Annotated in this window: 20 protein-coding genes and 2 pseudogenes; 11 read left to right on the forward strand and 11 right to left on the reverse strand. The window is 70.6% G+C overall.

The window, feature by feature from the left end:
• Positions 1–5: 5 nt before the first annotated feature.
• The 4 genes from ligA to secD all read left to right on the forward strand — a co-directional run bounded on the left by ligA (position 6) and on the right by secD (position 6,057).
• Positions 6–2,120, forward strand: a complete 2,115-nt coding sequence (ligA, locus tag ACNPQM_RS25635; RefSeq protein WP_418085874.1) for an NAD-dependent DNA ligase LigA — start codon at positions 6–8, stop codon at positions 2,118–2,120.
• A 180-nt stretch (positions 2,121–2,300) separates the two neighbouring features.
• A complete protein-coding gene (locus tag ACNPQM_RS25640) occupies positions 2,301–3,122 on the forward strand; it encodes a rod shape-determining protein (RefSeq protein WP_358858562.1) in 822 nt (273 codons plus the stop codon).
• A gap of 104 nt (positions 3,123–3,226) precedes the next feature.
• Positions 3,227–3,700: a hypothetical protein gene (locus ACNPQM_RS25645; RefSeq protein WP_418085875.1), complete on the forward strand. Its 474-nt coding sequence runs from the start codon at positions 3,227–3,229 to the stop codon at positions 3,698–3,700.
• A 53-nt stretch (positions 3,701–3,753) separates the two neighbouring features.
• On the forward strand, positions 3,754–6,057 hold the full coding sequence (gene secD, locus ACNPQM_RS25650; RefSeq protein WP_418085876.1) for a protein translocase subunit SecD: 2,304 nt from the start codon (positions 3,754–3,756) through the stop codon (positions 6,055–6,057).
• A gap of 124 nt (positions 6,058–6,181) precedes the next feature.
• On the opposite strand, the gene ACNPQM_RS25655 is transcribed toward secD, so the two are convergent.
• The gene (locus ACNPQM_RS25655; RefSeq protein ID WP_418085877.1) at positions 6,182–6,991 is read right to left on the reverse strand and encodes a helix-turn-helix domain-containing protein; all 810 of its coding nucleotides are present in this window, start codon (positions 6,989–6,991) and stop codon (positions 6,182–6,184) included.
• A 61-nt stretch (positions 6,992–7,052) separates the two neighbouring features.
• Here ACNPQM_RS25655 and ACNPQM_RS25660 point away from each other — a divergent pair, with 61 nt between their 5' ends.
• Together ACNPQM_RS25660 and ACNPQM_RS25665 are read left to right on the forward strand one after the other, a co-directional pair.
• Complete coding sequence (locus ACNPQM_RS25660; RefSeq protein WP_358858558.1) at positions 7,053–7,358, forward strand: 4a-hydroxytetrahydrobiopterin dehydratase; 306 nt, start codon at positions 7,053–7,055, stop codon at positions 7,356–7,358.
• Between the two features lie 291 nt (positions 7,359–7,649).
• Positions 7,650–8,393 carry a class I SAM-dependent methyltransferase gene (locus ACNPQM_RS25665; protein ID WP_358858557.1) on the forward strand — a complete coding sequence of 248 codons (744 nt, stop codon included), beginning with the start codon at positions 7,650–7,652 and terminating at the stop codon, positions 8,391–8,393.
• A gap of 223 nt (positions 8,394–8,616) precedes the next feature.
• On the opposite strand, the gene ACNPQM_RS25670 is transcribed toward ACNPQM_RS25665, so the two are convergent.
• Complete coding sequence (locus ACNPQM_RS25670; protein ID WP_418085878.1) at positions 8,617–9,471, reverse strand: NmrA family transcriptional regulator; 855 nt, start codon at positions 9,469–9,471, stop codon at positions 8,617–8,619.
• Positions 9,472–9,552: 81 nt separating this feature from the next.
• On the opposite strand from ACNPQM_RS25670, the gene ACNPQM_RS25675 reads away from it, so the two are divergent.
• Both ACNPQM_RS25675 and ACNPQM_RS25680 read left to right on the forward strand, forming a co-directional pair.
• Positions 9,553–10,524 (forward strand): AraC family transcriptional regulator, encoded by a 972-nt coding sequence (locus ACNPQM_RS25675; protein WP_418085879.1) that lies wholly within the window; start codon positions 9,553–9,555, stop codon positions 10,522–10,524.
• A 21-nt stretch (positions 10,525–10,545) separates the two neighbouring features.
• Positions 10,546–11,475, forward strand: a complete 930-nt coding sequence (locus tag ACNPQM_RS25680) for a class I SAM-dependent methyltransferase (RefSeq protein WP_418085880.1) — start codon at positions 10,546–10,548, stop codon at positions 11,473–11,475.
• A 63-nt stretch (positions 11,476–11,538) separates the two neighbouring features.
• On the opposite strand, the gene ACNPQM_RS25685 is transcribed toward ACNPQM_RS25680, so the two are convergent.
• From ACNPQM_RS25685 to ACNPQM_RS25710, 6 genes are all read right to left on the reverse strand, one after another.
• Positions 11,539–12,837, reverse strand: a complete 1,299-nt coding sequence (locus tag ACNPQM_RS25685; RefSeq protein WP_418085881.1) for an MFS transporter — start codon at positions 12,835–12,837, stop codon at positions 11,539–11,541.
• A complete protein-coding gene (locus ACNPQM_RS25690) occupies positions 12,834–13,919 on the reverse strand; it encodes a sugar phosphate isomerase/epimerase family protein (protein WP_418085882.1) in 1,086 nt (361 codons plus the stop codon). Before ACNPQM_RS25690 ends, ACNPQM_RS25685 begins: the two co-directional genes overlap by 4 nt.
• A gap of 133 nt (positions 13,920–14,052) precedes the next feature.
• Positions 14,053–15,573: a PLP-dependent aminotransferase family protein gene (locus ACNPQM_RS25695; protein WP_418085883.1), complete on the reverse strand. Its 1,521-nt coding sequence runs from the start codon at positions 15,571–15,573 to the stop codon at positions 14,053–14,055.
• Between the two features lie 272 nt (positions 15,574–15,845).
• Positions 15,846–16,682, reverse strand: a complete 837-nt coding sequence (locus ACNPQM_RS25700) for an aldo/keto reductase (RefSeq protein ID WP_418085884.1) — start codon at positions 16,680–16,682, stop codon at positions 15,846–15,848.
• A 187-nt stretch (positions 16,683–16,869) separates the two neighbouring features.
• On the reverse strand, positions 16,870–18,669 hold the full coding sequence (locus ACNPQM_RS25705; RefSeq protein ID WP_418085885.1) for an AMP-dependent synthetase/ligase: 1,800 nt from the start codon (positions 18,667–18,669) through the stop codon (positions 16,870–16,872).
• 297 nt (positions 18,670–18,966) lie between these two features.
• Complete coding sequence (locus tag ACNPQM_RS25710) at positions 18,967–19,878, reverse strand: LysR substrate-binding domain-containing protein (RefSeq protein WP_418085888.1); 912 nt, start codon at positions 19,876–19,878, stop codon at positions 18,967–18,969.
• 108 nt (positions 19,879–19,986) lie between these two features.
• Between ACNPQM_RS25710 and ACNPQM_RS25715 the strand changes: the two genes are divergently transcribed.
• The gene (locus tag ACNPQM_RS25715; RefSeq protein ID WP_418085886.1) at positions 19,987–21,033 is read left to right on the forward strand and encodes a bile acid:sodium symporter family protein; all 1,047 of its coding nucleotides are present in this window, start codon (positions 19,987–19,989) and stop codon (positions 21,031–21,033) included.
• Between the two features lie 120 nt (positions 21,034–21,153).
• Here ACNPQM_RS25715 and fdhD read toward each other — a convergent pair whose 3' ends face one another.
• Both fdhD and ACNPQM_RS25725 read right to left on the reverse strand, forming a co-directional pair.
• Positions 21,154–22,002: a formate dehydrogenase accessory sulfurtransferase FdhD gene (gene fdhD / locus ACNPQM_RS25720; protein ID WP_358858547.1), complete on the reverse strand. Its 849-nt coding sequence runs from the start codon at positions 22,000–22,002 to the stop codon at positions 21,154–21,156.
• Between the two features lie 14 nt (positions 22,003–22,016).
• A pseudogene (locus ACNPQM_RS25725) lies at positions 22,017–22,216 on the reverse strand (Fe-S-binding domain-containing protein); the annotation flags it as partial.
• Positions 22,217–22,461: 245 nt separating this feature from the next.
• On the opposite strand from ACNPQM_RS25725, the gene ACNPQM_RS25730 reads away from it, so the two are divergent.
• Together ACNPQM_RS25730 and ACNPQM_RS25735 are read left to right on the forward strand one after the other, a co-directional pair.
• Positions 22,462–23,418, forward strand: coding sequence for a beta-ketoacyl-ACP synthase III (locus ACNPQM_RS25730; RefSeq protein WP_418085887.1), 957 nt, complete (start codon positions 22,462–22,464; stop codon positions 23,416–23,418).
• Between the two features lie 64 nt (positions 23,419–23,482).
• A pseudogene (locus ACNPQM_RS25735) lies at positions 23,483–23,732 on the forward strand (GntR family transcriptional regulator); the annotation flags it as partial.
• Positions 23,733–23,832: 100 nt separating this feature from the next.
• Here ACNPQM_RS25735 and ACNPQM_RS25740 read toward each other — a convergent pair.
• Positions 23,833–23,969 (reverse strand): transposase (locus tag ACNPQM_RS25740; RefSeq protein WP_418085889.1); only part of this gene is annotated, 137 nt, incomplete at its 5' end.

The raw sequence follows: 23,969 nt of genomic DNA on the forward strand, positions 1-23,969 counted from the left end.
GCAGGATGGTTCCCATGACGAACTCAGCTGTTGTGCTCGCCGATGCCGCCTCCTACGCCGCCGCGGTCGAAGAAGCGTCGGCGGCCGCCGCCGCGTACTACGCCGCAGGCGAGAGCACACTCGACGACGACGCGTACGACCGGCTGGTGCGCGGGATCGCCGCGTATGAGGAGGAGCACCCGCAGGACGTGCTGGCCGCCTCGCCGACCGGCAAGGTGGCCGGCGGCGCCGCGGGCGGGGACGTACCGCACACGGTGCCCATGCTCTCCCTGGACAACGTGTTCTCCGCCGAGCAGTTCGCCACCTGGACGGCGTCCCTGGAGCGCCGGATCGGCAGACCGGTCGCCGCGTGGAGCGTGGAGCCCAAGCTCGACGGGCTCGCGGTCGCAGCCCGCTACCGGTCGGGCCGCCTGGAGCGCCTGATCACCCGGGGCGACGGCACGGCGGGCGAGGACGTGTCGCATGCAGCCGGCACCGTCGTCGGGCTCCCGGAGCAGCTCGGAGAGCCGGTGACGATAGAGGTCCGCGGCGAGATCCTGATGACGAACGAGCAGTTCGAACAGGCCAACACGGCCCGCACCGAGCACGGCGGCGCCCCCTTCGCCAACCCGAGGAACGGTGCGGCGGGAACCCTCCGTGCCAAGGACCGCCCCTACACGGTCGAGATGACGTTCTTCGCGTACGGCGCCCTGCCGCTGCCCGAGTCCGGCGAGCTGACCGACACGCTGGCCGGACTCCCGCACAGCGAAGTCCTCAGGTACGTCGCCGGGCTCGGCGTGCACACCGCGGCCGACACGGACGTGGCGCCGCGCACCGTCACCACGGTGGAGGAGGTCCAGGTCCGGGTCGAGGAAATCGCCGCGCTGCGCGCCTCGTTGCCGTTCGGTATCGACGGCATCGTGATCAAGGCCGATCTCGCGGCCGACCAGCGCGAGGCCGGTTCGGGCACCCGGGCGCCGCGCTGGGCCATCGCGTACAAGCTCCCGGCCGTCGAGAAGGTCACCCGGCTCCTCGGCGTCGAGTGGAACGTCGGCAGGACCGGCATCATCGCCCCGCGCGCGGTGCTGGAACCCGTCGAGATCGACGGGTCGACGGTGAGCTACGCCACGCTTCACAACCCCGCCGACATCACCCGCCGCGATCTGCGCCTGGGTGACCGGGTGATGGTCTACAAGGCCGGCGACATCATCCCCCGCATCGAGGCGCCGGTCGCCCATCTGCGGACCGGCGACGAGCAGCCCGTCGTCTTCCCCGAGACATGTCCGCAGTGCGGTTCCGAGATCGACACGAGCGAGCAGCGCTGGCGCTGTGTCCGGGGCCGCGACTGCCGCCTCGTCGCCTCCATCTCGTATGCGGCGGGCCGCGACCAGCTGGACATCGAGGGCCTCGGCGCGACCCGCGTCGTCCAGCTCGTCGATGCCGGTCTGGTCACCGACTTCGCCGATCTCTTCACCCTCGAACGCGAGCAACTGCTCGGCCTGGAGCGGATGGGCGAGACGAGCACCGACAACCTCCTGGCCGCCATCGAGACGGCGCGTACCCGCCCGCTCTCCCGGGTCTTCTGCGCCTTGGGCGTACGGGGCACGGGGCGTTCGATGTCGCGGCGTATCGCCCGCTACTTCGCCAGCATGGACCGGATCCGCGCCGCTGACGTCGACACGCTCCAGCAGGTCGACGGCATCGGCAAGGAGAAGGCCGCCGGGGTGGTCGCGGAACTGGTCGAGCTCGCCCCGCTGATCGAGAAGCTGGTCGCCGCCGGAGTCACCATGGTGGAGCCCGGCGCGACGCCGCCGCCGGAGCCGGGCGAGGAGCGCACGGACGCGGCTGCCGCCATCGCGGACGGTGGGACGGCGGCCGAACGGCCACTGGACGGAATGACCGTGGTCGTCACCGGGGCCATGACCGGGGCGCTGGAGAAGCTCTCCCGGAACCAGATGAACGAGCTGATCGAGCGGGCCGGCGGGAGGTCCTCGTCCAGCGTCTCCAAGCGCACCACGCTGCTCGTCGCCGGCGAGAAGGCCGGGTCCAAGCGCACCAAGGCGGAGGACCTCGGTGTGCGGATCGCCGCGCCGGAGGAGTTCGCCGAACTGATCGCCGGGTTCCTGCCGTCGGAGGTGTGAGGGGCTCACCCGCGGGCGCCCGTCCGCGAGGGCGGACGGGCGGGCGCGCCGAGCCCTTGGATTTTGCCTGAGAGTGGCTTTCTTTGCCTTCTTATTGCATAGTGAGGGCTCGGTCATGCCTCGCTATCGGCGAGCCGACGAGTGTGTGAACGGCTGCTGCAGGCCGGGGAATGAGGGACGATGCATTCTCCGCACGACGGACTGCGACACGGCCGGTCCGTCCGCAACGGATACCGCGGTGTCACCCGCGGACTCGCCCTCGACCTCGGCAGTTCCCGCACGCGCGCCTGGGTCCCCGGACTCGGCATCGTTACCGACGCCGAGTCCAGCGACCGTCCCGAGGGTGGGCGCGGCCACGGCCGTCCGGTCCGGCGCGGGCGCATCGTCGACCCCGAGTCCTGCGGCCGGATACTCAGCCGCATCGCCGACACGGCACTGGGCGCCGACCGCAGCGAGACCCTGATCGTCCTCAGCCACCCGGTCCTCGCCGGGCCCGAACACCGCGCCGAGGCGCGGGAGCTCCTCGCCGCACTCGGGCCGACGAGCGTCATCGTGCTGAACAGTGCTCGGGCCGCCGCCGCATACGGAGGGCCGCAGGACGGCGGCCCGCTGCTCGTCGTCGACATCGGCGCCGAGCTGACCGAGGTCACCCTGCTGGTCGACGGAATGGTCCGGGACGCCCGCGAGGCCGAGACCGGACTCAGCGACCTCGGACCCGCCGAGCCGCCCACCGACGTCGTCCGCACCGCACTGGACATGATCATGGAGATGTGGCAGCAGGACCGGCACGGCGCGGTCCTCGGAGCCCTGCGCAAGGGACCGTTGCTCGCCGGAGGCGGTGCCCTGCGCCCCGACATCACCAACCGGATCGCGGTCCGTCTCGGGGTTCCGGTGCGGCTCGCCGACGACCCGGCCACCACGGTGGTCCGCGGCGCCGGGATGATCCTCAGCTCCGCGCTCCGGCACGCCGCGGCACCGGCCCTGCCCGGCCCGGCGAGGTGACCCCCTTCCCGGGGCTGCCCCCGGGGAAAACACCCGCGAGAGGGCGACCGGACAGCCCGACACACGCCCTGGGGCACGCGACAGCGGCCCGTCAGGCCCTGGTCATGTTCCTCCTCGTCGTGCTCGCCGTCGTCGGCGGCGCGTCCGCGGCCGTCGCGGCCACCGGAGCTGTAACCCCGCCACGCTCCCTGTCCGGTCCGTCGCCCGCAGCCGCGCACACGGCCGTCGTTCCGCTGTCAGCCCAGCACACCGACCGGACCGCCCGCCCCGGCCTCCCGCACGACACCGGGCAGACCCCCAGGGCCACGGCAGGCCACGACCGCACAGCTCTCCCGGCCGTTCCTCACCCCTGGGTCGCCACCGACCACATCCGCATCCAGCACCAACTGCCGCCGCCCGGCCCCGGCGGCGCCCTGCTGCCGGGGACGCCCGGCATCCTCGTACCCCTGCCGGCTCGGCAACGGGCCCCGGACACCCCCTCCTTCGCAGCCGATCCCCTCCGCGTGGCGCTCCCCGGCGTACGCGGCCCTCCGAGGACGGACCGTTTCCCCGGCCACCGTTCTGCTCGACAGACCTGACGCCGAGTCCTCGCCGAGGCGAGTGCGGCCGGCGTCCCTCTCGGAGGATTTCCATGACTCGCGCCACCACGGTGCGAGCGGTTCTGGCTGCGGCCGTGCTGCTCGTCTCCGTGCTCATCACGCTGACCATGTCACCCAGATTCGGCCTCGATCTTCAGGGCGGCACCAGGATGGTGCTGCAGGCCAAGGACTCCGCCACCACGAAGGCGGACCGGGAGAGCACCGACCGAACCCTTGAGGTGCTCCGCCAGCGCATCGACTCGCTCGGCGTCGCCGAACCGACCCTGACGCGGTCCGGAGAGGACCGGATCATCGTCGAACTGCCCGACGTCCAGGACCCGCGCAAGGCCGCCGAAGTCATCGGCAAGACCGCCCAGCTCAGCTTCCACGCCGTCCAGGGCCCCGGCACGGAACAGGAGAAGGGAAAGGCCGCCGGGCTGACGCTGCCCGACGAGGAGGGCCGCCCTCTCGCCCTCGGCCCGGCCCGGCTCACCGGCGCGGGCGTCAAGGACGCCGGGGCCTCCTTCGACGCCCAGCAGGGCGCCGGCTGGACCGTTGCCCTCGACTTCCACAAGGCCGCGGGCCGGGACTGGACCCGGCTGACCGGCGAAGCCGCCTGTCATCCCGTTCAGGATGATCGGCGGAGGGTCGCGATCGTCCTCGACGACCAGGTGATCTCCTCGCCCCAGGTCGCCCCGTCCGTAGGCTGCAACGTCGGCCTTCCGTCCGGCTCCACACAGATCACCGGCTCCTTCGGCGCCGACGAGGCCCGCAATCTCGCGCTGCTCATCAAGGGCGGCGCGCTGCCCCTTCCCGTCGAGATCGTCGAACAGCGGACCGTCGGTCCGACGCTCGGCGCCGCCGCCATCGACGCCAGCGCCCAGGCCGCCCTCATCGGCGCCGCCGCCACCGCCCTCTTCATCACGTTCGTCTACCGGCTCTTCGGCGCCCTCGCCGCGGTGGCCCTGGCCGCGTACGGAGTCATCTCGTACGCCGCACTGGTCGCTCTCGGCGTCACCCTCACCCTCCCCGGACTCGCCGGATTCGTCCTCGCCATCGGGATGGCGGTCGACGCGAACGTGCTGGTCTTCGAACGCGCCAGAGAGGAGTACGCGGAACGTCCCGGCCGCTCCCTGCGCACCGCGATGACCGCCGGATTCCGTGGCGCCTGGAGCGCGGTCGCCGACTCCAACGTCACCACCCTGATCGCGGCCGGTCTGCTCTTCTTCCTCGGCTCGGGATCGGTCAAGGGCTTCGGAGTCACGCTCGCCATCGGTGTGCTCGCGTCGATGTTCTCGGCGCTCGTCATCGCTCGTGCCCTCACCGAGATCGCGTCCCACTCCCGGTTCGTCAGCGACTACCGGGGCGTCAACGGCATCGCCCGCCCCGGCCGTGTACGGACCTGGCTGACCCACCGTGATCCACAGCTGTTCCGGTCACCCCGCCGCTGGCTGCTGATCTCCACGGCGCTGATCGTCGTCGCGGTCGTAGGCATCGTCGTACGGGGTGTCAACCTGGGCGTGGAGTTCACCGGCGGCCGGCTCGTCGAGTACTCCACCAGCCGGCCCGTCGATGTCGAGACCGCCCGCACGGTCCTGGCCGGTGCGGGGTTCGGCGACGCCGAGGTCACCACGGCCGGCGCGGGCGACCTCTCCGTACGTACCGGGGACCTCAGCAACGACGAGGAGCAGGCCCTGCGTGCCGCCCTTGCCAAGGAGGGCGGCGACACCACCAAGGTCCGCGACGAACTCATCGGCCCCAGCCTCGGCGACGAACTCCGGCGCAACGCGCTGATCGCGCTCACCATCGCCATCCTCGTGCAACTCGGGTATCTGGCGGTCCGGTTCCGCTGGACGTTCGCCGTGGCATCGGTTGCCGCGCTCGTCCATGACGTCATCATTCTGATCGGCGCGTTCGCCTGGCTCGGCCGCACCGTCGACGGCGTCTTCCTGGCCGCACTCCTCACCGTCATCGGCTACTCCGTCAACGACTCGGTGGTCGTCTTCGACCGGGTCCGCGAACTGTGGGCGAAGGCGCGTCGAGTACCTGTGGCGACCATCGCCAACCGCGCCGTCCTGCAGACCGTTCCCAGAACCGTCAACACCGGCATGGGCGCCCTCTTCATCCTGGCCGCTCTAGCCGTGCTGGGCGGCGACTCCCTCGCGGACTTCGCGCTCGCCCTGCTCATCGGTATCTGCGTCGGCACGTATTCCTCGGTCCTGACCGCCGTACCGGTCGCACTCACCCTGGAGAAGAGCAGCAAGGCCCCGCCGCCCGCCCGCAAGCGGGCCCCCGGACGCACGTCAAGCGCGGGGACCAAACGCCGGGACCCGCTCGACAACGGGGCGCGTGTGTAACCGCTTCGGGCTCCCGCAGCGTGCCGCCGCCGCCCAGCAGGGCGGGGGCGGCACACGTCGCGGCGGTCCTGTGTTCCGCACCCCGGTCACGGCACAATCCTGATGCCGGCCCGGGCGCGGGCCGTCAGGACGGAAGCGACCTCAGATACGCCGCGGTCTCCTGGTCGGCGGGCAGAAACGTCTCGATCGCCAATTCCGCCACCGTCACATCCATCGGCGTATTGAACGTCGCGATGGAGGAGACGAACGAGAGCACCCGCCCGTCGTGCTCAATCACCATCGGCAGCGCGAACGACAGTGCCGACGGCGGTCCCGCCGGCTCGTCCTGCCCGTCGGCGCTCTTCGGCAGGGGATAGGCGGCGACCTCCTCGTACAGCTCACGCAGCTCCGCCGAACGGGCCAGCGCGATCTGACGTTCCATCTGCGCCAGCAGGTCGGCCCGCCATTCCCGGAGATTGCGGATCCGCGGAGCCACGCCCTCCGGGTGGAGGCTGAGCCGCATGGCATTGAGCGGAGGTGCGAGCAGGTGCTCGGCCACCCCCTCCAGCATCATGGCCATACCCCGATTGGCGGCCAGCACGTTGTACGTCCCGTCGACGACGAGCGCCGGATACGGGTCGTACCCCCGCAACAGCTGCTCCATGCCCTCGCGCAGTGTGCCCATCGCGGGATCGTCGAGCGCGGTCTCCGCGTAACGGGGCGCATAACCGGCCACCACCAGCAGGGCATTGCGTTCCCTGACCGGCACATCGAGATGCTCGGCCAGCCGGAGGATCATTTCCTCGCTCGGGCGGGAACGACCCGTCTCGATGAAGGAGATGTGGCGGGCCGAGGAGTCCGCGCGCAACGCCAGTTCCAGCTGGCTCAAGCGGCGCTGCTCCCGCCAGCTGCGCAGCAGTGGCCCTACCCCCGTGTCAAGCGCGACAGTTGTCATACGGAGACCGTAACGTCACCGGCACCGCCCATCGACATCGACCTCGTGAGGGAGCCGCACCATGCCCGCCGAACCATTGTCGCAGAAAGAGATCGAGGACCGGCTGCGTGAGCTGCCGGGCTGGGCCCTGGAGGGAGACCGGATCACCCGCAGATACCGGTTCCGCTCGCACTTCGCCGCCGCCGGACTCACCATCCATGTCGCGCAGATCCAGGAGGAGCTGAACCACCACTCCGATCTGACGCTCGGCTACAACACCGTCTCCCTGTCGGTGAACACGCACGACGCGGGCGGGGTGGTCACCGAGAACGACCTGGAACTTGCCGAGCGCGTGGAGGCGATCGCCGCGGGGCACGGCGCGGCGTGACGGAGCGAGGGTGCCGCGCTCGTCGGGGAGCCGCGTCTGACCGAGCGGTGCCACGCCGGTCAGGACGCCGCCCCGAACCGGGGGTGCGCGGCGAGCCGGCGCGTGTCCGCCGGCTCGGCGACGACCCGACGAGCGCGGCGGCCGCCCCGGTGAAGTATCGGAGTCGGCGATGGCACGTATGGTCCGCGGTCGGCGTAACTCCAGCTCCCTGAACGCACGTTATTGGGTCCGGGCGAACCGGCATGACACCCCTGTCCAGCGATTTGGGGCGGTTGCCCTACAGTCGTCCTCATGCTGGATTACAACGCTGAGGCGGCTGCATACGACGCGACGCGCGGTGGTGTGCCCCGGGCGGAGGCGGCGGCCCGCGCGCTGCTCGGGCTGGTCCCGGAGTCCGCCCGCACGCTGCTGGACATCGGCTGCGGTACGGGACTGGTCACCGAGCGGATGGCGCTGGCCCGGCCCGCACTGCGGGTACTGGGCACCGATGCCTCGTACGGCATGGCACGGTTCGCACGGCAGCGGATCGGCGCCGTGGCGCTGGCCGACGCACGGCGGCTGCCGCTGCCTGCCGCCGCTGTCGACGCCGTGGGCACCGTCTGGCTGCTGCATCTGCTGCGGGGGGCGGGTGACGTGCGGGCGGTGGTGTCCGAGGCGGCACGGGTGCTGCGGTCCGGCGGTGTGTTCGTCACCACGGTCGACAAGGACGCGGCACACGATGTGGGCAGCGACATCGACGAGCTGTTCGCCCCGTACCTGCGGCCCAGCCCGTCCGACCCCGAGGAACTGGTCGTCGCATACGGGGCGGAGGCCGGGCTCGATGTGGTGGGGGAGAACCGATTCCTCGGACACGGGCAGGGGCGGACACCGCGCAGTGCCGCGCATGCTGTGCGTTCCGGCTACTTCGTCTCACGTCTGGAGTTGCCGGGGGCGGCGGCTGACGAGCTGGCGGCGACGCTCCTGGCGCTGCCCGAACCGGACCGGCCGCGCCCCGAGCCGGAGTACCGGCTGCTGGCATTCCGCCGCAGGGGCTGAAGTCCCGCGGGGCCGGGGGTCGTCCGGGACCGCACCGCAGGACCCCGAGTCGGTGACGCTCCCGGCCGCGCGGGCGGCAGACTGCAGGTTCAGGCAACCCACTGCGGGCGGGCTGCCTGAACCTGCCCGACAGGGGGTTCGGCCGTTTGTATCCCGTGCGTCATCGGGGTGCGCAGGCCACATCGGGTCGCCCGCGTCGGCCGGGGTCCGGCAGATGACCTCCTTACGCCACCGTCCAGGCACCGTCCTCCGCGGCCTCCCGCGCGAATGTACCGAAGTCCTTCGGGGCCCGTCCCAGCACGCGCTCCACCCCGTCCGTCGTGCTCGCGTTGTGACCGTCCAGCAGCATCGCGAACAGTTCGGCCAGGAAACCCGCTTCGGCGCCCGGCACGCCGAACTCCTCAAGGGCCGACGCGTACTGAGACTCTGTCACCGGCACGTACCGCACCTCGCGCCCCACGGCCCGCGTGAGCTCCGACGCCACCTCGTCGAAGGTCAGCAGCCGAGGACCGGTCAGTTCGTGCACCAGGCCCCCGTGACCCTCCTCGGTGAGCGCGGCGACCACCACATCCGCCAGGTCGTCGGCATCGACGAACGGCTCAGCGGTCAAGCCGGCCGGGAACACCACCTCACCGCCGAACACCCCGTCCAGCAGCGCGCCTTCGCTGAAGTTCTGCGCGAAGAACGCCGACCGCACGACGGTGAGCGTGGCCCCGGCCGCCGCCCCCCGCAGCTTCTCCTCCGCCACCACCGCCTGTGGTTCGCCCCGCCCGGAGAGCAGCACCAGCCGGTGCACCCCGTTCTCCACCGCGATCCGCCCGAAGGCCGCCATTGCCTCCGGGGCACCGGGCGCCGCCAGATCGGGGTAGTACGCGACGTACGCGGCATCCACACCCCGCAGGGCGGGCGCCCAGCTCGCCTCGTCCGCCCAGTCGAAGCGGACCTCGCCACTTCGCGAGCCCGCCCGTACCGGCACTCCGCGGGCGGCGAGCCGCTCCACCACCCGGCGGCCCGTCTTTCCCGTCCCGCTCGTCACCAACACTGTCTCGCGCTTCACGTTCTCCGTGTTCCGTGTCATGACTCAAGCGTCGCGGGGAGGCTCCATCGGGACCATGCGCGAGCCGCTCAGACCCCTACGCGTACGTCTACGCTGCTGACCATGGACGCACTCGCCGGACTGCTCGACGGACCACGGGCCAGGGGTGCCTTCCTGCTGCGCATGGTGATGGAACCGCCCTGGTCCGTACGGATCGAGGACCGGGCGCCGCTCTGTCTGATGTCCATGACCCACGGCGAGGCCTGGATCGTCCCCGCAGGCGCCACGGACCCGGTGCTGCTGCGGCCCGGTGACATCGCCATCGCCCGCGGCCCGGAGCCGTACATCGTCGCCGACACCCCCGACACTGCGCCGCACGCCCGGATCGGCCCCGGCGGCGCCTGCGGCACCCTGCGCGGCGAGCCGCTCTCGGAGTCCATGCACCTGGGGGTACGCACCTGGGGCAACGCCCCCGACGGCGCGGCGAACATGCTCATCGGCACCTACCTTCTGGAGGGCGAGATCAGCAGGCGGCTCCTCGACGCCCTGCCCCCGCTGCTTCTCCTGCCTTCCGACGACCGGAGCGACCCCCTGCTGATGCTGCTCGACGCCGAGATATCCCGGGACGAGCCGGGCCAGAGCGTGGTCCTCGACCGGCTGCTCGATCTGCTGCTCATCGCCGTACTGCGCAGCTGGTTCTCCCGGCCCGGGGCCGAGGGACCGGCCTGGTACCGGGCGATGGGCGACCCGGTTGTCGGGCAGGCGCTACGGCTGCTGCAGAACGAACCGGCGCATCCCTGGACGGTTGCCGCACTGGCCGCCCGGACCGGAGTCTCGCGGGCCGGACTCGCCCGCCGCTTCACTGAACTGGTGGGGGAGCCACCGATGGCGTACCTGACCGGCTGGCGCCTGGCCGTCGCCGCGGATCTGCTGCGGGAGACGGACGCCACCGTGGAGGCGGTGGCCCGGAAGGTCGGCTACAGCGGGTCGTTCGCCTTCAGCACCGCCTTCAAACGCGGCCGCGGTGTCAGCCCCCAGGAGTACCGGAGAGGCCACGGCTTGCCGAACCGGCAACAAAGTTCGCCACCTGCCTGAGGCCCGGCGAGGCTTGTCCGCATGACGAAGCACGCCGATCACGGCCCTCATCACAGCAGCACCCGGAGCCGGCCCGACCGTACCGGGCACAGCCACCACCACGACACCGCCGACCTCGACTGGGACGTCATGGGTCTGCAGCTGGAGCGGAACGGCGACCTCAGCAGCCCCCAGTACGCGGCGGCGGCCCACTGGATCGCCGGACTGCCCACCGCACCGCAGGTGCGCAGGGTCCTCGACATCGGCAGCGGCCCCGGCGTGATCTCCTGCCTGCTCGCCGAGGAGTTCCCCGAGGCCGAAGTCGTCGCCGTGGACAGCGCTCCGGCGCTCCTGGAGCGCACCCGGGCCCGCGCCCAACGCCTCGGACTCGGCGATCGCGTTCACACCCTGCACGCCGAAATCCCCGACGGGCTTGCCACATTGGGAGAAGCGGACCTGATCTGGGCGGGCAACGCCCTGCATCACATGGGGGACCAGCGCGCCGTCCTCGCCGGCTTCGCCGGACTGCTGCGCCCCGGCGGGACCATCGCCCTCGTCGAGGGCGGACTGACGACCCGTCAGCTTCCGCGTGACATCGGCATCGGCCGGCCCGGCCTGGAGGCCAGGCTCGACGCGATCACCGCGGAGTGGTTCGAGGAGATGCGGACGGCGCTCCCGGACGCCACGCGGGAGATCGAGGACTGGAGCGCCCTGTTCACGGCGGTGGGGCTGGCCCCGCAGGGCACTCGCAGTTTCCTGCTCGACCTGCCCGCCCCCCTCTCCGGCCAGGCGCGCGACCATGTCATCGCCGAATTCGCCCGCTGCCGCGAGATGTTCGCCGGGGAACTCGCCGCCGACGACCTCGCCACACTCGACCGGCTGCTCGACCCCGAGGACCCGGCCGGGCTGCACCACCGCCCCGACGTCTTCCTGCTGACGGTGCGCACGGTCCACCTGGCCCGACGCGCGTAGGGCGTGCTTCGAAAGTCCCGTGGGGTGCGACGAGCGACCATGTCGCCCCCGCGCGGAGCGGGCTCAGCCCTCCCGCACGGCGGCGGTACGACGCGCGCGAGCCACACGCGCCAGGCCGGTTGCGACTCCCGCACCCACCAGTGCGAGTGCGGCCATCAGGATGAACACCAGGTGGTACCCCGCCGCACCCGGGTTGGCATCGAGGATCGCGCCGTACACGAGGAAGGCGAACATCCCGGGGGCGTAACCGAGGAGGCAGGCGATGCCGAACGCGGTGCCGCTGACCTCGTTGGGGACGCCGACCTCGTCCATGGGCGCCCAGAACACACCACGCATCGTGAAGATGATCAGTGAGAACAGCAGGCAGGCGGCCATCGCGGGGATCTGGTTCTGCTCACCGGTCGGCAGCAGCAGGATGATCGCTGCGATGGGGATGAGGCACACGAACGCGAGACGGAGGTACCTGCTGGCCCCCTTGAAGACCTTGTCGACGAGTACGCCGCCGAGCGGGCCGCCGAGGATCTTGAGGCCGTACTGGTTGATGATGCCGTAGGCGCCGGCGAGGGCGGCCGGCAGTCCGTACACGTACGTGAGGTAGGGGATGAAGTAGGTCAGGCCGCAGTACACGACGTACGCCATGAACACGGTTGCACTGACCCACCACAGCTGCGGCAGCCGGACGGCATGCAGGATCTCGTTGAGGCCGACGCGCTTCTTCGTCGGCGTATCCACGACGGACTCGGGGCCCTGGTCACGCAGCAGGAAGAACAGGAGCACGCCGACGGCGATGTCGATCAGCGCGTAGAGGGCGATCGCGGCACGGAAGCCGGCGGCGCCCGAGCCGAGCAGGGCGAAGACGCCGAGGGCCGAGGAGGCGACCAGTGTGTCGACGACGCCGCGACCGCCCTCGAGGAAGCCGAACAGCCGCCCCTGTTCTTCCGGCCCACCCAGGCGCCGGACGCTCTTGAGCAGTGCCGGCCAGACCAGGCAGTCCGTGCAGACGGCCAGCACCGCGAAGATCGGCACCAGCAGCCCGTAACCGGGGAACGTGCTCATATAGAGCCCGAGCCCGCCCGCGCCGATCAGCCCGAGCGGAATCAGGATGCGGGTCGAGAACCGGTCGGCCAGGTACCCTCCGACCACGAACAGTGCGGTCGCGACGATCGAGTTCACGCTCAGTAGCGCACCGATCTGGGTATTGCTCAGCCCCATCTGCTGCTGCATCGGGACGTAGAAGACGTCCTTGATGTTGGCGAGCTTGTAGATGGTGCCGCCCGCCATCACGAGGACCGCGAAGCGCGCCCATCTGGCCTTGTCGAACCCGGTCTTGGCCGGCGCGGCCTTCATCGTGGTGGTCGTCATCGCGCACCTGCCCGGGCGTCGGCGGCGGCCAGGCGAGACGCGGCGAGTTCGCGCATCCGGGCGAGCAGCCCGCGCACGTGGACGACCTGGTCGACGGCCCAGCCGGGCTCGGCGGCGAGCAGGTCGCGCAGCGTCCATCCTTCAGGAAGGCCCGTGGTGCTCGGTTCCCGGTAGGGGATGAAGGGGTCGTCGCCTTCGCTGTGATGGCGGAAGGCGGGCGCGTAGTACAGGTTCTCCTGTTCGAGCGCGAAGGTGATGACCTGCGGCTCGTCGTCGCCGAGCATGAGCAGGTCGAACAACATCCGCGCCCCCGGCAGGTCGTCCTCCGGGCTGCCCTGCAGCACGCCGCGGTGGCCGAACCCGTCGCCCTCAGGAAGGACGTGCACGCCCTTCAGGTGCGCTTGCAGGATGTGCGGCGCCAGCTGGGCCAGGGCGTCCATCGGCCGTTCGCACGCGTTGATCATGTTGCCGAGGTCGAACATCGCGTGCAGGCGGGGGTGGCCGACGGTGCGCAGCAGCTGAGCGATCTCGCCGGAGCGCAGTTCTTCGTGCTGCTCGAACGAGAAGTGCAGGCCGTGGAGGTCGGCGAGGTCGCCGAGCCGGCGCAGGTCGTCCTCGATGCGCGACAGCACCTGCGACAGCTGCCCTTCGTAACGGGAGTAGACACGAACGTGCTGGACGCCGAGGACGCCGGCGATCCGGACGGCCTCGTCCACGGGCTCACGCTCGGTCGTGCTGATCTCGATGTGCAGGGCGAGGCCGTAGCCGCGGGCACGGGCGGCGAAGGCCCGAAGCCGGTCGTCGTTCATTCGGCTCAGGCTGCGCTCCTCGCCGTCGAGGACGTGGATGCAGACGCCGGCCAGATCGTGCTCTCGGGCGAAGTCGAGGACGTCGTCGGGGCCGTAGGTGCCGTAGGTGAGGTTGGTGAGCAGGGCGTACGAGTGACCGAAGAGCCGGACCCGGTCGATCCGGTCGATCAGCACCCGCGCGCGCTCGGCCGTCAGGTCGGGGATCTGTTCGATCTCGGCTGCGGTGAGGTTCGGACTCAGGAGCGCTCGGAACTGCTCATCGAGGTGGGGCATCGTTGTCTCCATAGAAAGAGGGCCGCGACCGTGTGTGGCCGCCGCCCCTTCTTCCTATCAACGCAATGGATGGGGCATTAGAGCCATTGGCCGCCCAGTTCTGCGGACCAATTCGGCGAGCCCACCTCTCGGGCTACACCTCGGCAGCTTCGCCGGGTTCGAGCCGTTCGAACGCCTCTGCCATCCGCGCCACGGCAGGCGCCATGTGCTCGGCTGCGGTGCCCGCGAACCCGATCAGCAGTGCGGGCGGCAGCCGGCGCTGCACGCGATACTCCCCCAGGGGATACGTGAAGACGCCCTGCCGGGCGAGGCCACGTGCGCAGTCGATGTCGTTGAGGGACGCCTCGAGCCACCCAATCACGTGGAGCCCGGCGGCGACCGGCCTCGCCGTCAGCCGGTGCGCCAGCTGCGTGTCGAGCTGTTCGAGCAGGGCGTCCTGGCGGGCGGCGTACAGTCGGCGCGTGCGCCGGAGGTGGGTGTGCAGGTGCCCTTCGGCGAGGAAGTCGGCGAGCGCCGCCTGCATCACGGTCGCGGGGGTGCGACCGATCACCGAGCAGGCCGACGTGAACGGCTCGACGAGGTCGTGGGGCAGCACGACATAGCCCAGTCGCAGCGACGGCGCCAGCACCTTGCTGAATGTGCCGACGTAGATGACGTGTCGCGCTTGGTCGAGTCCGAACAGCGGAGGCAGCAGCGTGCCGTGATAGCGAAGCTCGCTGTCGCAGTCGTCCTCGACGATCCAACTCCCGTGCGCCTGCGCCCACGCGATCCACTCCCTGCGCCGCGCCGGACTCATGACCGTGCCCAGGGGATGCTGCCGGGACGGCGTGAGGTAGGCGAGGCGTGCCGATGGGTCGCCCGCTGCCGCCACCGCGCCCGCGTCGTCGACCGGCACGCCCTGGACGCGGCATCCCTGCGATTGGAACGCGAGCCTTCCGGAGATGTGGCCGGGGTCTTCGACGAGCACCGTGTCGGCGGGGTCGAGCAGCAGCACCGCGAGGACATTGAAGGCCTGCTGGGCACCGGAGGTCACCACGATCTGCTCGGCGCCGCAGCCGAGGCCCCGCACGTCGTTGAGGTAGTCGGCGATCGCCTGGCGCAGTGGCTCGTACCCGTGGCGGTCGCCATACCCGATGGCGGCTGCGTCGGTGCGCGCTGCGTGCCGCGCCAGCAGCCGCCGCCACACGCCGGCAGGGAATGCGGATGCCGCGACCTGGCTGGGGACGAACGACTCGGTGCCTTTCGGATCCCACGAGTGCGGCGCCTCGCTGAACAGGCTGGCACCGCGTGCCGACGTCGCTGCGCCGCGCTCGGACAGCTGCGGTCGCGCAACAGGCGCCGGTGCCATCGTGGCCGTCCACAGTGCGTCCACATACGTGCCGTCCCCCTGGCGTGCACGCAGGAACCCCTCGGCCGTGAGCTGCTCGAACGCGGTGACTACGGTCAGCCGCGAGACGCCGAGCTCGGCGACGAGCGTCCGCGTCGAGGGCAATCGGGTTTCCGGCGGCAGGGCGCCGTCGAGGATGAGTCCCCGCAGCTGCCGATACAGCTGCAGGTGCAGCGGCAGGGCGCTACCGCGGTCGAGCTCGACCGCGGCCAGCATCCGGCCCCCGGCGCCTTTCATGACGCGCGGGCGCGCCGGTGGGTCTGGCATGCCCTCATCCTAAGGGCTGTCCCGTAATCCCTGGCGGGCGCACGGCGTCAGCTGCGGCGCCTCGCTGCGTTGTCGGAACGCTCGAATACGCCCAGTATGAGGACGCCCCTCCGCCTTGCGATGCACCGCATCTGACGCCGCGCGCTGATCCACCAAGGATTACGGGACAGCCCTCAGCCAGGGCGTGTTTCGAAATTCACCCGCCGCGGACCGCCGCCCGGCGGGGGAGCCGGACGGCGGTCGTGCGTGATTCGGTCGTGCAACGGCTGGGCTCAGGCGCCCAGGTTGAACTCGCCCGGGTTCGGGCCGAGGCGTTTGCCCTCGTCCAGCGCGGCGAACGCGGCCAGGTCGTCCGCGTCCAGCTCGAAGCCGAACACATCGATGTTCTCCGCGATCCGCGACGGCGTCACGGACTTCGGGATCACCACGTTTCCCGTCTGGAGGTGCCAGCGGAGCACCGCCTGCGCGGGTGTGCGGCCGTGCTTCTGGGCGATCGCGATGACCGTCGGGACCTCCAGGAGGCCCTTGCCCTGGCCCAGCGGGGACCAGGCCTCGGTGGCGATGCCGTGCCGCGCGTGGAAGGCGCGCGACTCGGCCTGCTGGAGCTGCGGGTGCAGCTCGATCTGGTTGATCACCGGGACCACGGAGGTCTCGCCGAGCAGGCGCTCCAAGTGCTCCGGAAGGAAGTTGGAGACACCGATGGCCTTCGCGCGACCGTCGGCGTAGATCTTCTCGAACGCCTTGTACGTGTCGATGTACGCGTCCTTCGCAGGCACCGGCCAGTGGATCAGGTACAGGTCGACGTAGTCGAGGCCCAGCTTGTCCAGCGAGGCGTCGAAGGCACGCATCGTCGACTCGTAGCCCTGGTCGCCGTTCCACAGCTTGGTGGTGACGAAGAGCTCCTCGCGGGGGACACCGGAGGCGGCCACGGCCTTGCCGGTGCCCTCCTCGTTCCCGTAGATCGCGGCAGTGTCGATGCTCCGGTACCCGAACTCGATGGCCGTCGCGACCGCCTTCGCTGCCTCGTCGTCGGGCACCTGCCAGACACCGAAACCGAGCTGCGGCATCTCGACGCCGTTGTTGAGGGTGAGGGAGGGGACCTGGCTCACGAGCGGTCGATCCTTTACGTCGTCGGTTGTCATCTCCACGGTCAACGATCACGAGGCGCCATGCATTCCCTGCCGACCGGCGGTTCCGTAGCCCCGTCGGCTCGGGACCGACGCAAGCAGGTCCCGACAGCGCTCCGACCCTACGGCTCCCCACCGTGACAGGGAGTAGGCGCCCGACGCCCTGCGATCAGCGGTACAGTGCGTCCACCTCGACCGCGTACGCCGTCTCGATCGCCTTCCGCTTCAGCTTCAGCGACGGGGTCAGCAGACCGTGCTCCTCGGTGAACTGATGCGCAAGGATCCGGAAGGTACGGATCGACTCGGCCTGCGACACCGCCGTGTTCGCGGCCACCACCGCCCGCCTGACCTCCATCTCCAGATCCGGGTCCCGTACCAGGTCGGCCGCGTTCATCGGCGGCCGCCCCTGCATGGTGAGCCAGTGGTCCACGGACTCCTGGTCCACGGTCACCAGCGCCGCCACGTACGGCCGGTCGTTGCCGACCGCGATGCACTGCGCCACCAGCGGATGGGCCCGCACCCGCTCCTCCAGACCGGCCGGCGACACACTCTTGCCGCCCGATGTCACCAGGATCTCCTTCTTCCGGCCGGTGATCGTCAAATAGCCGTCCTCGTCGAGCGCACCCAGGTCGCCGGTGGCCAGCCAGCCGTCGTGCAGCACCGCGGCGGTGGCGTTCGGGTTGCTCAAGTAGCCGCCGAAGACCTGGGCGCCGTGCACCCAGACCTCGCCGTCTTCGGCGATGTGCACGGTGGTGCCGGGGAGCGGCTGCCCGACCGTGCCGTACCGGGTGCGCTCCGGCGGATTGGCGGTGGCCGCCGCCGTGGACTCGGTCAGTCCGTACCCCTCGTACACCGTGACGCCCGCGCCGTCGAAGAACAGCCCGAGTCGCCGCTCCATCCCCGAACCGCCCGACATGGCGTGCCGGATGCGGCCGCCCATGGCGTCGCGGACCTTCTTGTACACGACCTTGTCGAAGAACTGGTGCTGCATCCGCAGCCCCGCGGAAGGGCCGGGGCCGGTCCCGAACGCCCGGTGCTCCATCGCCTCGGCGTACTTCACCGCGACCTCGACGGCCTTGTCGAAGGGCCCGATCCTGCCCTCCGCCTCGGCCTTGCGCCGGGAGCCGTTGAAGACCTTCTCGAAGATGTACGGAACCGCCAGGATGAATGTCGGCCGGAACGACACCAGGTCCGGCATGAGCGCCTTCGCCGAAAGCTCCGGCTGATGGCCCAGCTTCACCCGGCCGCGGACCGCCGCGATCTCGACCACCCGGCCGAAGACGTGCGCGAGCGGCAGGAAGAGGAGCGTGGCGGCCTCGTCGCCCGGCTTGGAACGGAAGACCGACTTCCAGCGCAATGCCATCGTGTCCGTCTCGAACATGAAGTTGGCGTGCGTGATCAGACAGCCCTTGGGGCGGCCCGTGGTGCCGGACGTGTAGATGACGGTCGCCACCGAATCGGGCGTCACCGCCCGCCGGTGCCGGTGCACCACCTCGTCCTCGACACGCACGCCCGCCTCGATCAGCTCGGTCACCGCGTCCGAGTCCAGCTGCCAGAGCCGCTTCAGCTGGGGCAGCCGGTCGATCACCGAGGCGATCGTCATCGCATGGTCCTCGTGCTCGACCATGATCGCGGACACCTCGGCGTCGTGCAGCATCCAGAGGACCTGCTCGGCGGAGGACGTCGGATAGACCGGCACGGACTGGGCGCCGACCGTCCACAGCGCGAAGTCGAAGAGTGTCCACTCGTAACGGGTACGTGCCATCAGGGCGACCCGGTCGCCGAATCGGACACCGTGGGCGATCAGCCCCTTGGCGAGCGCGAGGACCTCGTCGCGGAACGCCGCCGCGGTGACATCACGCCAGCATCCTTCCGCGTCCTTCCGGCCCAGCGCGACGCGGTGCGGATCCTCTTCCGCATAGTCGAAGACGGCATCGGCCAGCCCGCCTGTGTGGGGCGCGACCGCCATGGGGGGGACAGTGAACTCGCGCAATGACCTGCTCCTTGTGGCGCTCCGCACGGCGCCGTGACGCTACCCCACCGGGTGGCTCGGCGGGAGGGCCCGGAGCGACCGGAAAGCGTGCCATCCGCACAGGTTCAGCCACAGATATCCGGCCAGATGGGCAAGGCTCGGGCGCACTTCTGACGGTGGAGTAGGCAGCTCGCGCCGGAATCTCCACCGAATCTGTACGCCTCGGCCACTCCCGTCATGACGGTCGATTCGTGTTCCGTATCTGCTGCCCATACTCCCCGCGCACGCGTGCGGTTATGCGCCGCCGCGGCCGCTGATCGCGTTGACCCCGCCGGCGCCACGGATCAGCCGGTCGCCGCCCGCCAGGATCGCCGCCGCGAGCGCGTCCGCCGCCTCCTGCGCCGCGTCCCGGCGGTGGCCGTGCAGCAGGACGAAATCCACGTCGCCGAGTTCCGGCAGCCCCGCCCTGGCCGGTACGGGAGTCAGTCCCGGCGGGATGAGCCCGCTGGTGTGCGCCATCACGCCGAGACCCGCGTGGGCCGCCGCGACGAGCCCGCTGAGGCTCGCACTCGTACAGGCGATCCGCCAGGACCGGCCGTGCTCCTCCAGCACCTCCAGGGCGCGGGCCCGGGTGAGGCCCGGCGGCGGGAAGAGGATCAGCGGCACCGGGCGGTCCGGGTCGATCCGCAGTTGTGGTGCGCCGATCCAGGTCAGTGCGTCCCGCCAGACCAGTTCGCCGTGCGTGTCACCGGTCCGCCGCTTGGCGAGGACGAGATCGAGCCGTCCCGCCGCCAACTGCCGGTGCAGCGTCCCGGACAGCTCCACGGTCAGCTCCAGCTCGACCTCCGGATGATCGCGGCGGAACGACTCCAGGATCTCCGGCAGCCGGGTCTGAACGAAGTCCTCGGACGCCCCGAACCGCAGCCGCCCGCGCAGCCGCGTCCCGGTGAAGAACGCCGCGGCCCGCTCGTGGGCCTGCAGGATCGTCCGCGCGAAGCCGAGCATCGCCTCACCGTCCACGGTGAGATCGACCCGGTGCGTGTCCCGCGTGAACAGCTGGCGCCCCGTGGCGTCCTCCAGCCGCCGCACGTGCTGACTCACCGTGGACTGCCGCACGCCCAGCCGACGGGCGGCCTGGGTGAAGCTCAGCGTCTGGGCGACGGCAAGAAAGGTACGGAGCTGTGCGGGGTCGTACACAGCGCCCAGGCTATCGCGAACCATGATGACAGTGAGAGCGGTATGCCGAGTTCACGATCGCGATGGTCGAGAGCAGGATGGACAGGGCACGACCGGATCGAGAGACACGTGGAGCACATGAGCCGCCGCACCTTCAAGCTGCCGTCCTGGCTGCCGATCGACCCGTACATCCTGGCGCTGATCGGCACGGTCGCGCTCGCGGCGCTGCTGCCCGCATCGGGGACCGCCGCGAAGGTCGCGGACGGCGCGTCGACCGGAGCGGTCGCCCTCCTCTTCTTCCTGTACGGTGCCCGCCTCTCGACCGCCGAGGCGCTCGACGGCCTCAGGCACTGGCGGCTCCACCTCACCGTCCTGATCTGTACCTTCGTCGCGTTCCCGCTGCTGGGGCTGGCCGGCAAGGGGCTGGTTCCGTACGTCCTCACCCCGCAGCTCTACGCCGGCTTCCTCTTCCTCTGCCTCGTCCCGTCGACCATCCAGTCGTCGATCGCCTTCACCTCGATCGCCCGCGGCAACGTGCCGGCGGCGATCTGCGCAGGCTCCTTCTCCTCGATCGCCGGGATCTTCCTCACCCCGCTGCTCGCCGCAGCGCTGCTCGGCAACAGCGGCGGCGGATTCTCGGCCGACGCGCTGCTGAGGATCGGGGTCCAGCTGCTGCTCCCGTTCATCGCCGGGCAGCTGCTGCGCCGCTGGATCGGCGGCTTCCTCGCCCGCCACAAGAAGGTCCTCGGCCGTGTCGACCGGGGCTCGATCCTGCTGGTCGTCTATACGGCTTTCAGCGAGGGCATGGTCGCCGGTATCTGGCACCAGGTCACCCCGACCAGGCTCGGTGCGCTGCTGGCCGCCGAAGCGGCACTGCTCGCGCTGATGCTCGCGCTGACCTGGTACGGGGCGAAGCGGCTCGGCTTCGACCGAGGGGACCGGATCGCCATCCAGTTCGCCGGTTCGAAGAAGAGCCTGGCGTCCGGACTCCCGATGGCCAGCGTGCTCTTCGGGGCGCACGCCGGCCTCGCCGTGCTGCCGCTGATGCTCTTCCATCAGATGCAGTTGATGGTGTGCGCGGTGATCGCGAAGCGGCGCTCGCGGGATCCTCAGGACGGACTCCGGGAGCGCCCGGGGATTCCGGCGAGCGGTGCGGTGGTGGAGGAGCCCCTTTCGGTGGGCTGACGCGTTCGCCCGGACCCGAGGGCGCCGACTACGGGACAGCCCTCAGGGAAGCGGGATCGGCCGGCGCAGGGGGCGCTCCCAGCCGGCCGGACCCCCGACCCGTGTCACGCGCCGGGCACCTCAGCCCTGGCCGACCGCCGCCTCCAGGGTGATGCGGTGCTCACCCGCGTACACGTTCATGGACGGGCCCCGCAGAAATCCGACCAGGGTCAGTCCGGTCTCCGCCGCCAGATCCACGGCGAGCGACGACGGCGCCGAGACCGCAGCCAGCACCGGGATCCCGGCCATCACCGCCTTCTGCGCCAGCTCGAAGGAGGCCCGCCCCGACACCAGCAGAATCGCGCGGGACAGCGGCAGCCGGTCGTCGGTCAGGGCCCGGCCGACAAGCTTGTCGACCGCGTTGTGCCGACCGACGTCCTCCCGGATGTCGAGCAGTTCCCCCGTCTCGGAGAACAGCGCCGCCGCATGCAGGCCTCCGGTCCGGTCGAAGACCCGCTGCGACTCGCGGAGCCGGTCGGGGAGAGCCGAGAGCACGGCGGGCTCGACCCGGACCGGGGGAGTGTCGGCGATCGGGTGCCGGGTGGTGGTGCGGACAGCGTCGAGGCTCGCCTTGCCGCACAGCCCGCAGGAGGAGGTCGTGTAGACGTTGCGTTCGAGCGTGATGTCGGGGACCTGCACGCCCGGCGCGAGCTTCACATCCACCACGTTGTACGTGTTCACACCGTCCGCCGTCGCCCCCGCGCAGTACACGATCGACTGCACCTCGGAGCCGTCACCGATCACGCCCTCGCTGACCAGGAAGCCCGCCGCCAGCGCGAAGTCGTCGCCCGGCGTGCGCATCGTGATGGCGAGTGGCCTGCCGTTCAGCCGGATCTCCAGGGGCTCCTCGGCGACGAGGGTGTCGGGGCGCGTGGAGACCGCCCCGTCCCGGATGCGGATGGTGCGGCGGCGCTCGGTGACCCGTCCCATGGCGGCTGAACCCAATTCTGTACGTGATGGAAGCCGAAGCGGCCCTTGATGCAGAGGTTGCCGTGGGTCACCGGGTTGTCGTGCGGAGAGGTGACCTTGACGAGCTCATTGTCCTGCACATGGAGGGTGACGTTGCAGTCGACACCGCAGGAGGCACGCAGGCGGTCGTGGTCTCCGTGTGGGCCGGTGCCCCGGTGGGGCACACCTCAATGCAGCCCGGTCGCACCGGTGCCGACACCTGCGACTCTACGGGGCTCTCCATTCGGCAAGGGGCCGAGCAAGGGAAGAGGAGATGATGTCAAGTCAATATTGTCTACAGTATGCGTTCAGCGAAGGGCAAGGGTGTGGTCAAGCCTCCAAGCCTTGGCCGGTAATCCTGTGGGATCACGTGCCCCCGTACCGGGCGGTAGCCACCAAGACTGGATAGTTCCTGCCATACGTAGCGAGGGGAACCTCTACATGACCGGCTCACGTGTCGTGGCGCTCGGCCACTATCAGCCCGCCAAGGTGCTCACCAATGACGACCTGGCGGCCATGGTCGACACCAGCGATGAGTGGATCACCAGTCGCGTCGGGATCAAGACCCGCCATGTGGGAGGCCCTGACGAGCCGGTCGACGAGATGGCCGCGCACGCGGCGGCCAAGGCGCTCGCCACGGCCGGACTCGACCCCGCCGACATCGATCTGGTCCTCGTGGCGACCTCCACCGCGATCGACCGTTCGCCGAGCATGTCCGCGCGCGTGGCTGCCCGCCTCGGCATGGCTTCGCCCGCCGTCATGGACATCAACGTGGTCTGCTCCGGCTTCACCCACGCTCTCGCGACCGCCGACCATGCGATCCGGGCGGGCTCCGCGACCCGTGCGCTGGTGATCGGCGCCGACAAAATGGCCGACATCGCCGACTGGACCGACCGCTCCACCTGCGTCCTGCTCGGCGATGGTGCGGGCGCCGCGGTCGTGGTCGCGGACCCGCAGGGCGGCGCGGACGCCGCACCCGGAATCGGTCCCGTGCTCTGGGGTTCGGTGCCGGAGATGGGCCGCGCGGTCCGGATCGAGGGAACGCCGCCGCGCTTCGCCCAGGAGGGGCAGTCCGTCTACCGCTGGGCCACCACCCAACTGCCGCCCATCGCGCGCAAAGTGTGCGAAAAGGCCGGAGTAGCCCCCGAGGATCTCGCCGTGGTGGTACTGCACCAGGCCAATCTGCGGATCATCGAACCGGTCGCCAGGAAGATCGGTGCGGTCAACGCAGTCATCGCCCGGGATGTCGTGGATTCCGGAAATACGTCCGCCGCTTCGATCCCCATGGCCCTGTCGAAACTGGTGGAACGCGGCGAGGTCGACAGCGGCGCGCCGGCACTGCTCTTCGGGTTCGGCGGGAACCTCTCGTACGCGGGCCAGGTGATCCGCTGCCCCTGACCTCCCACGGCGCTCGGTGGTCTGTGGACGATAAGCAATTGCCCGTCGCCGGGAGGGGACCGCGATGGTGTCCGCAGGACTGCCGCAGGGGGCCCTGCCGAAGCTGGAACGGCCCGGTCCGCTGCGTGAGCGCGTCTACGAGGCACTGCTCGAACTGATCACCACGCGTGAGCTCCGCCCCGGCCGGCATCTGGTCGAGAGTGAGCTGGCGGGGGCACCTCGGTTTGTCCCGGCAGCCGGTGCGCGAGGCCTTGCAGCGGCTGAACACCGAGGGCTGGGTGGACCTGCGTCCCGCCCGGGGTGCGTTCGCCCATCCCTGATCTTGCGTGGGTATTCCCGGCTTCAGCCGGGGAGGGAAACGCATCCTTGGTCCGGAGGCGCGAAGCGCCGGAGTTCGCTGCGCGTGGGGGATGGTCAGGCAGATTGTTTCTGCTCTTCGATGTACTGGCGGATCACGGTCAGTGGTGCTCCGCCGCAGGATCCCGCGAAGTAGGAGCGGGACCAGAGCACCGGTTCCGTGCCGATGCGGTTGATTCGCCCGGTGTACTCCG

Source organism: Streptomyces sp. NPDC056231 (genome assembly GCF_048270745.1).
Classification (GTDB): Bacteria; Actinomycetota; Actinomycetes; order Streptomycetales; family Streptomycetaceae; genus Streptomyces.

Coding starts and splice junctions, on each gene's coding strand:
- fdhD (WP_358858547.1), bottom strand. CDS start 22,002: ATGGGACGGGTCACCGAGCGCCGCCGCACCATCCGCATCCGGGACGGG.
- ACNPQM_RS25690 (WP_418085882.1), bottom strand. CDS start 13,919: ATGCCCCACCTCGATGAGCAGTTCCGAGCGCTCCTGAGTCCGAACCTC.
- ACNPQM_RS25670 (WP_418085878.1), bottom strand. CDS start 9,471: ATGACACGGAACACGGAGAACGTGAAGCGCGAGACAGTGTTGGTGACG.
- ACNPQM_RS25680 (WP_418085880.1), top strand. CDS start 10,546: ATGACGAAGCACGCCGATCACGGCCCTCATCACAGCAGCACCCGGAGC.
- ACNPQM_RS25645 (WP_418085875.1), top strand. CDS start 3,227: ATGTTCCTCCTCGTCGTGCTCGCCGTCGTCGGCGGCGCGTCCGCGGCC.
- secD (WP_418085876.1), top strand. CDS start 3,754: ATGACTCGCGCCACCACGGTGCGAGCGGTTCTGGCTGCGGCCGTGCTG.
- ACNPQM_RS25640 (WP_358858562.1), top strand. CDS start 2,301: ATGCATTCTCCGCACGACGGACTGCGACACGGCCGGTCCGTCCGCAAC.
- ACNPQM_RS25675 (WP_418085879.1), top strand. CDS start 9,553: ATGGACGCACTCGCCGGACTGCTCGACGGACCACGGGCCAGGGGTGCC.
- ACNPQM_RS25655 (WP_418085877.1), bottom strand. CDS start 6,991: ATGACAACTGTCGCGCTTGACACGGGGGTAGGGCCACTGCTGCGCAGC.
- ACNPQM_RS25665 (WP_358858557.1), top strand. CDS start 7,650: ATGCTGGATTACAACGCTGAGGCGGCTGCATACGACGCGACGCGCGGT.
- ACNPQM_RS25705 (WP_418085885.1), bottom strand. CDS start 18,669: ATGGCGGTCGCGCCCCACACAGGCGGGCTGGCCGATGCCGTCTTCGAC.
- ACNPQM_RS25695 (WP_418085883.1), bottom strand. CDS start 15,573: ATGCCAGACCCACCGGCGCGCCCGCGCGTCATGAAAGGCGCCGGGGGC.
- ACNPQM_RS25730 (WP_418085887.1), top strand. CDS start 22,462: ATGACCGGCTCACGTGTCGTGGCGCTCGGCCACTATCAGCCCGCCAAG.
- ACNPQM_RS25715 (WP_418085886.1), top strand. CDS start 19,987: ATGAGCCGCCGCACCTTCAAGCTGCCGTCCTGGCTGCCGATCGACCCG.
- ACNPQM_RS25660 (WP_358858558.1), top strand. CDS start 7,053: ATGCCCGCCGAACCATTGTCGCAGAAAGAGATCGAGGACCGGCTGCGT.
- ACNPQM_RS25685 (WP_418085881.1), bottom strand. CDS start 12,837: ATGACGACCACCACGATGAAGGCCGCGCCGGCCAAGACCGGGTTCGAC.
- ligA (WP_418085874.1), top strand. CDS start 6: ATGGTTCCCATGACGAACTCAGCTGTTGTGCTCGCCGATGCCGCCTCC.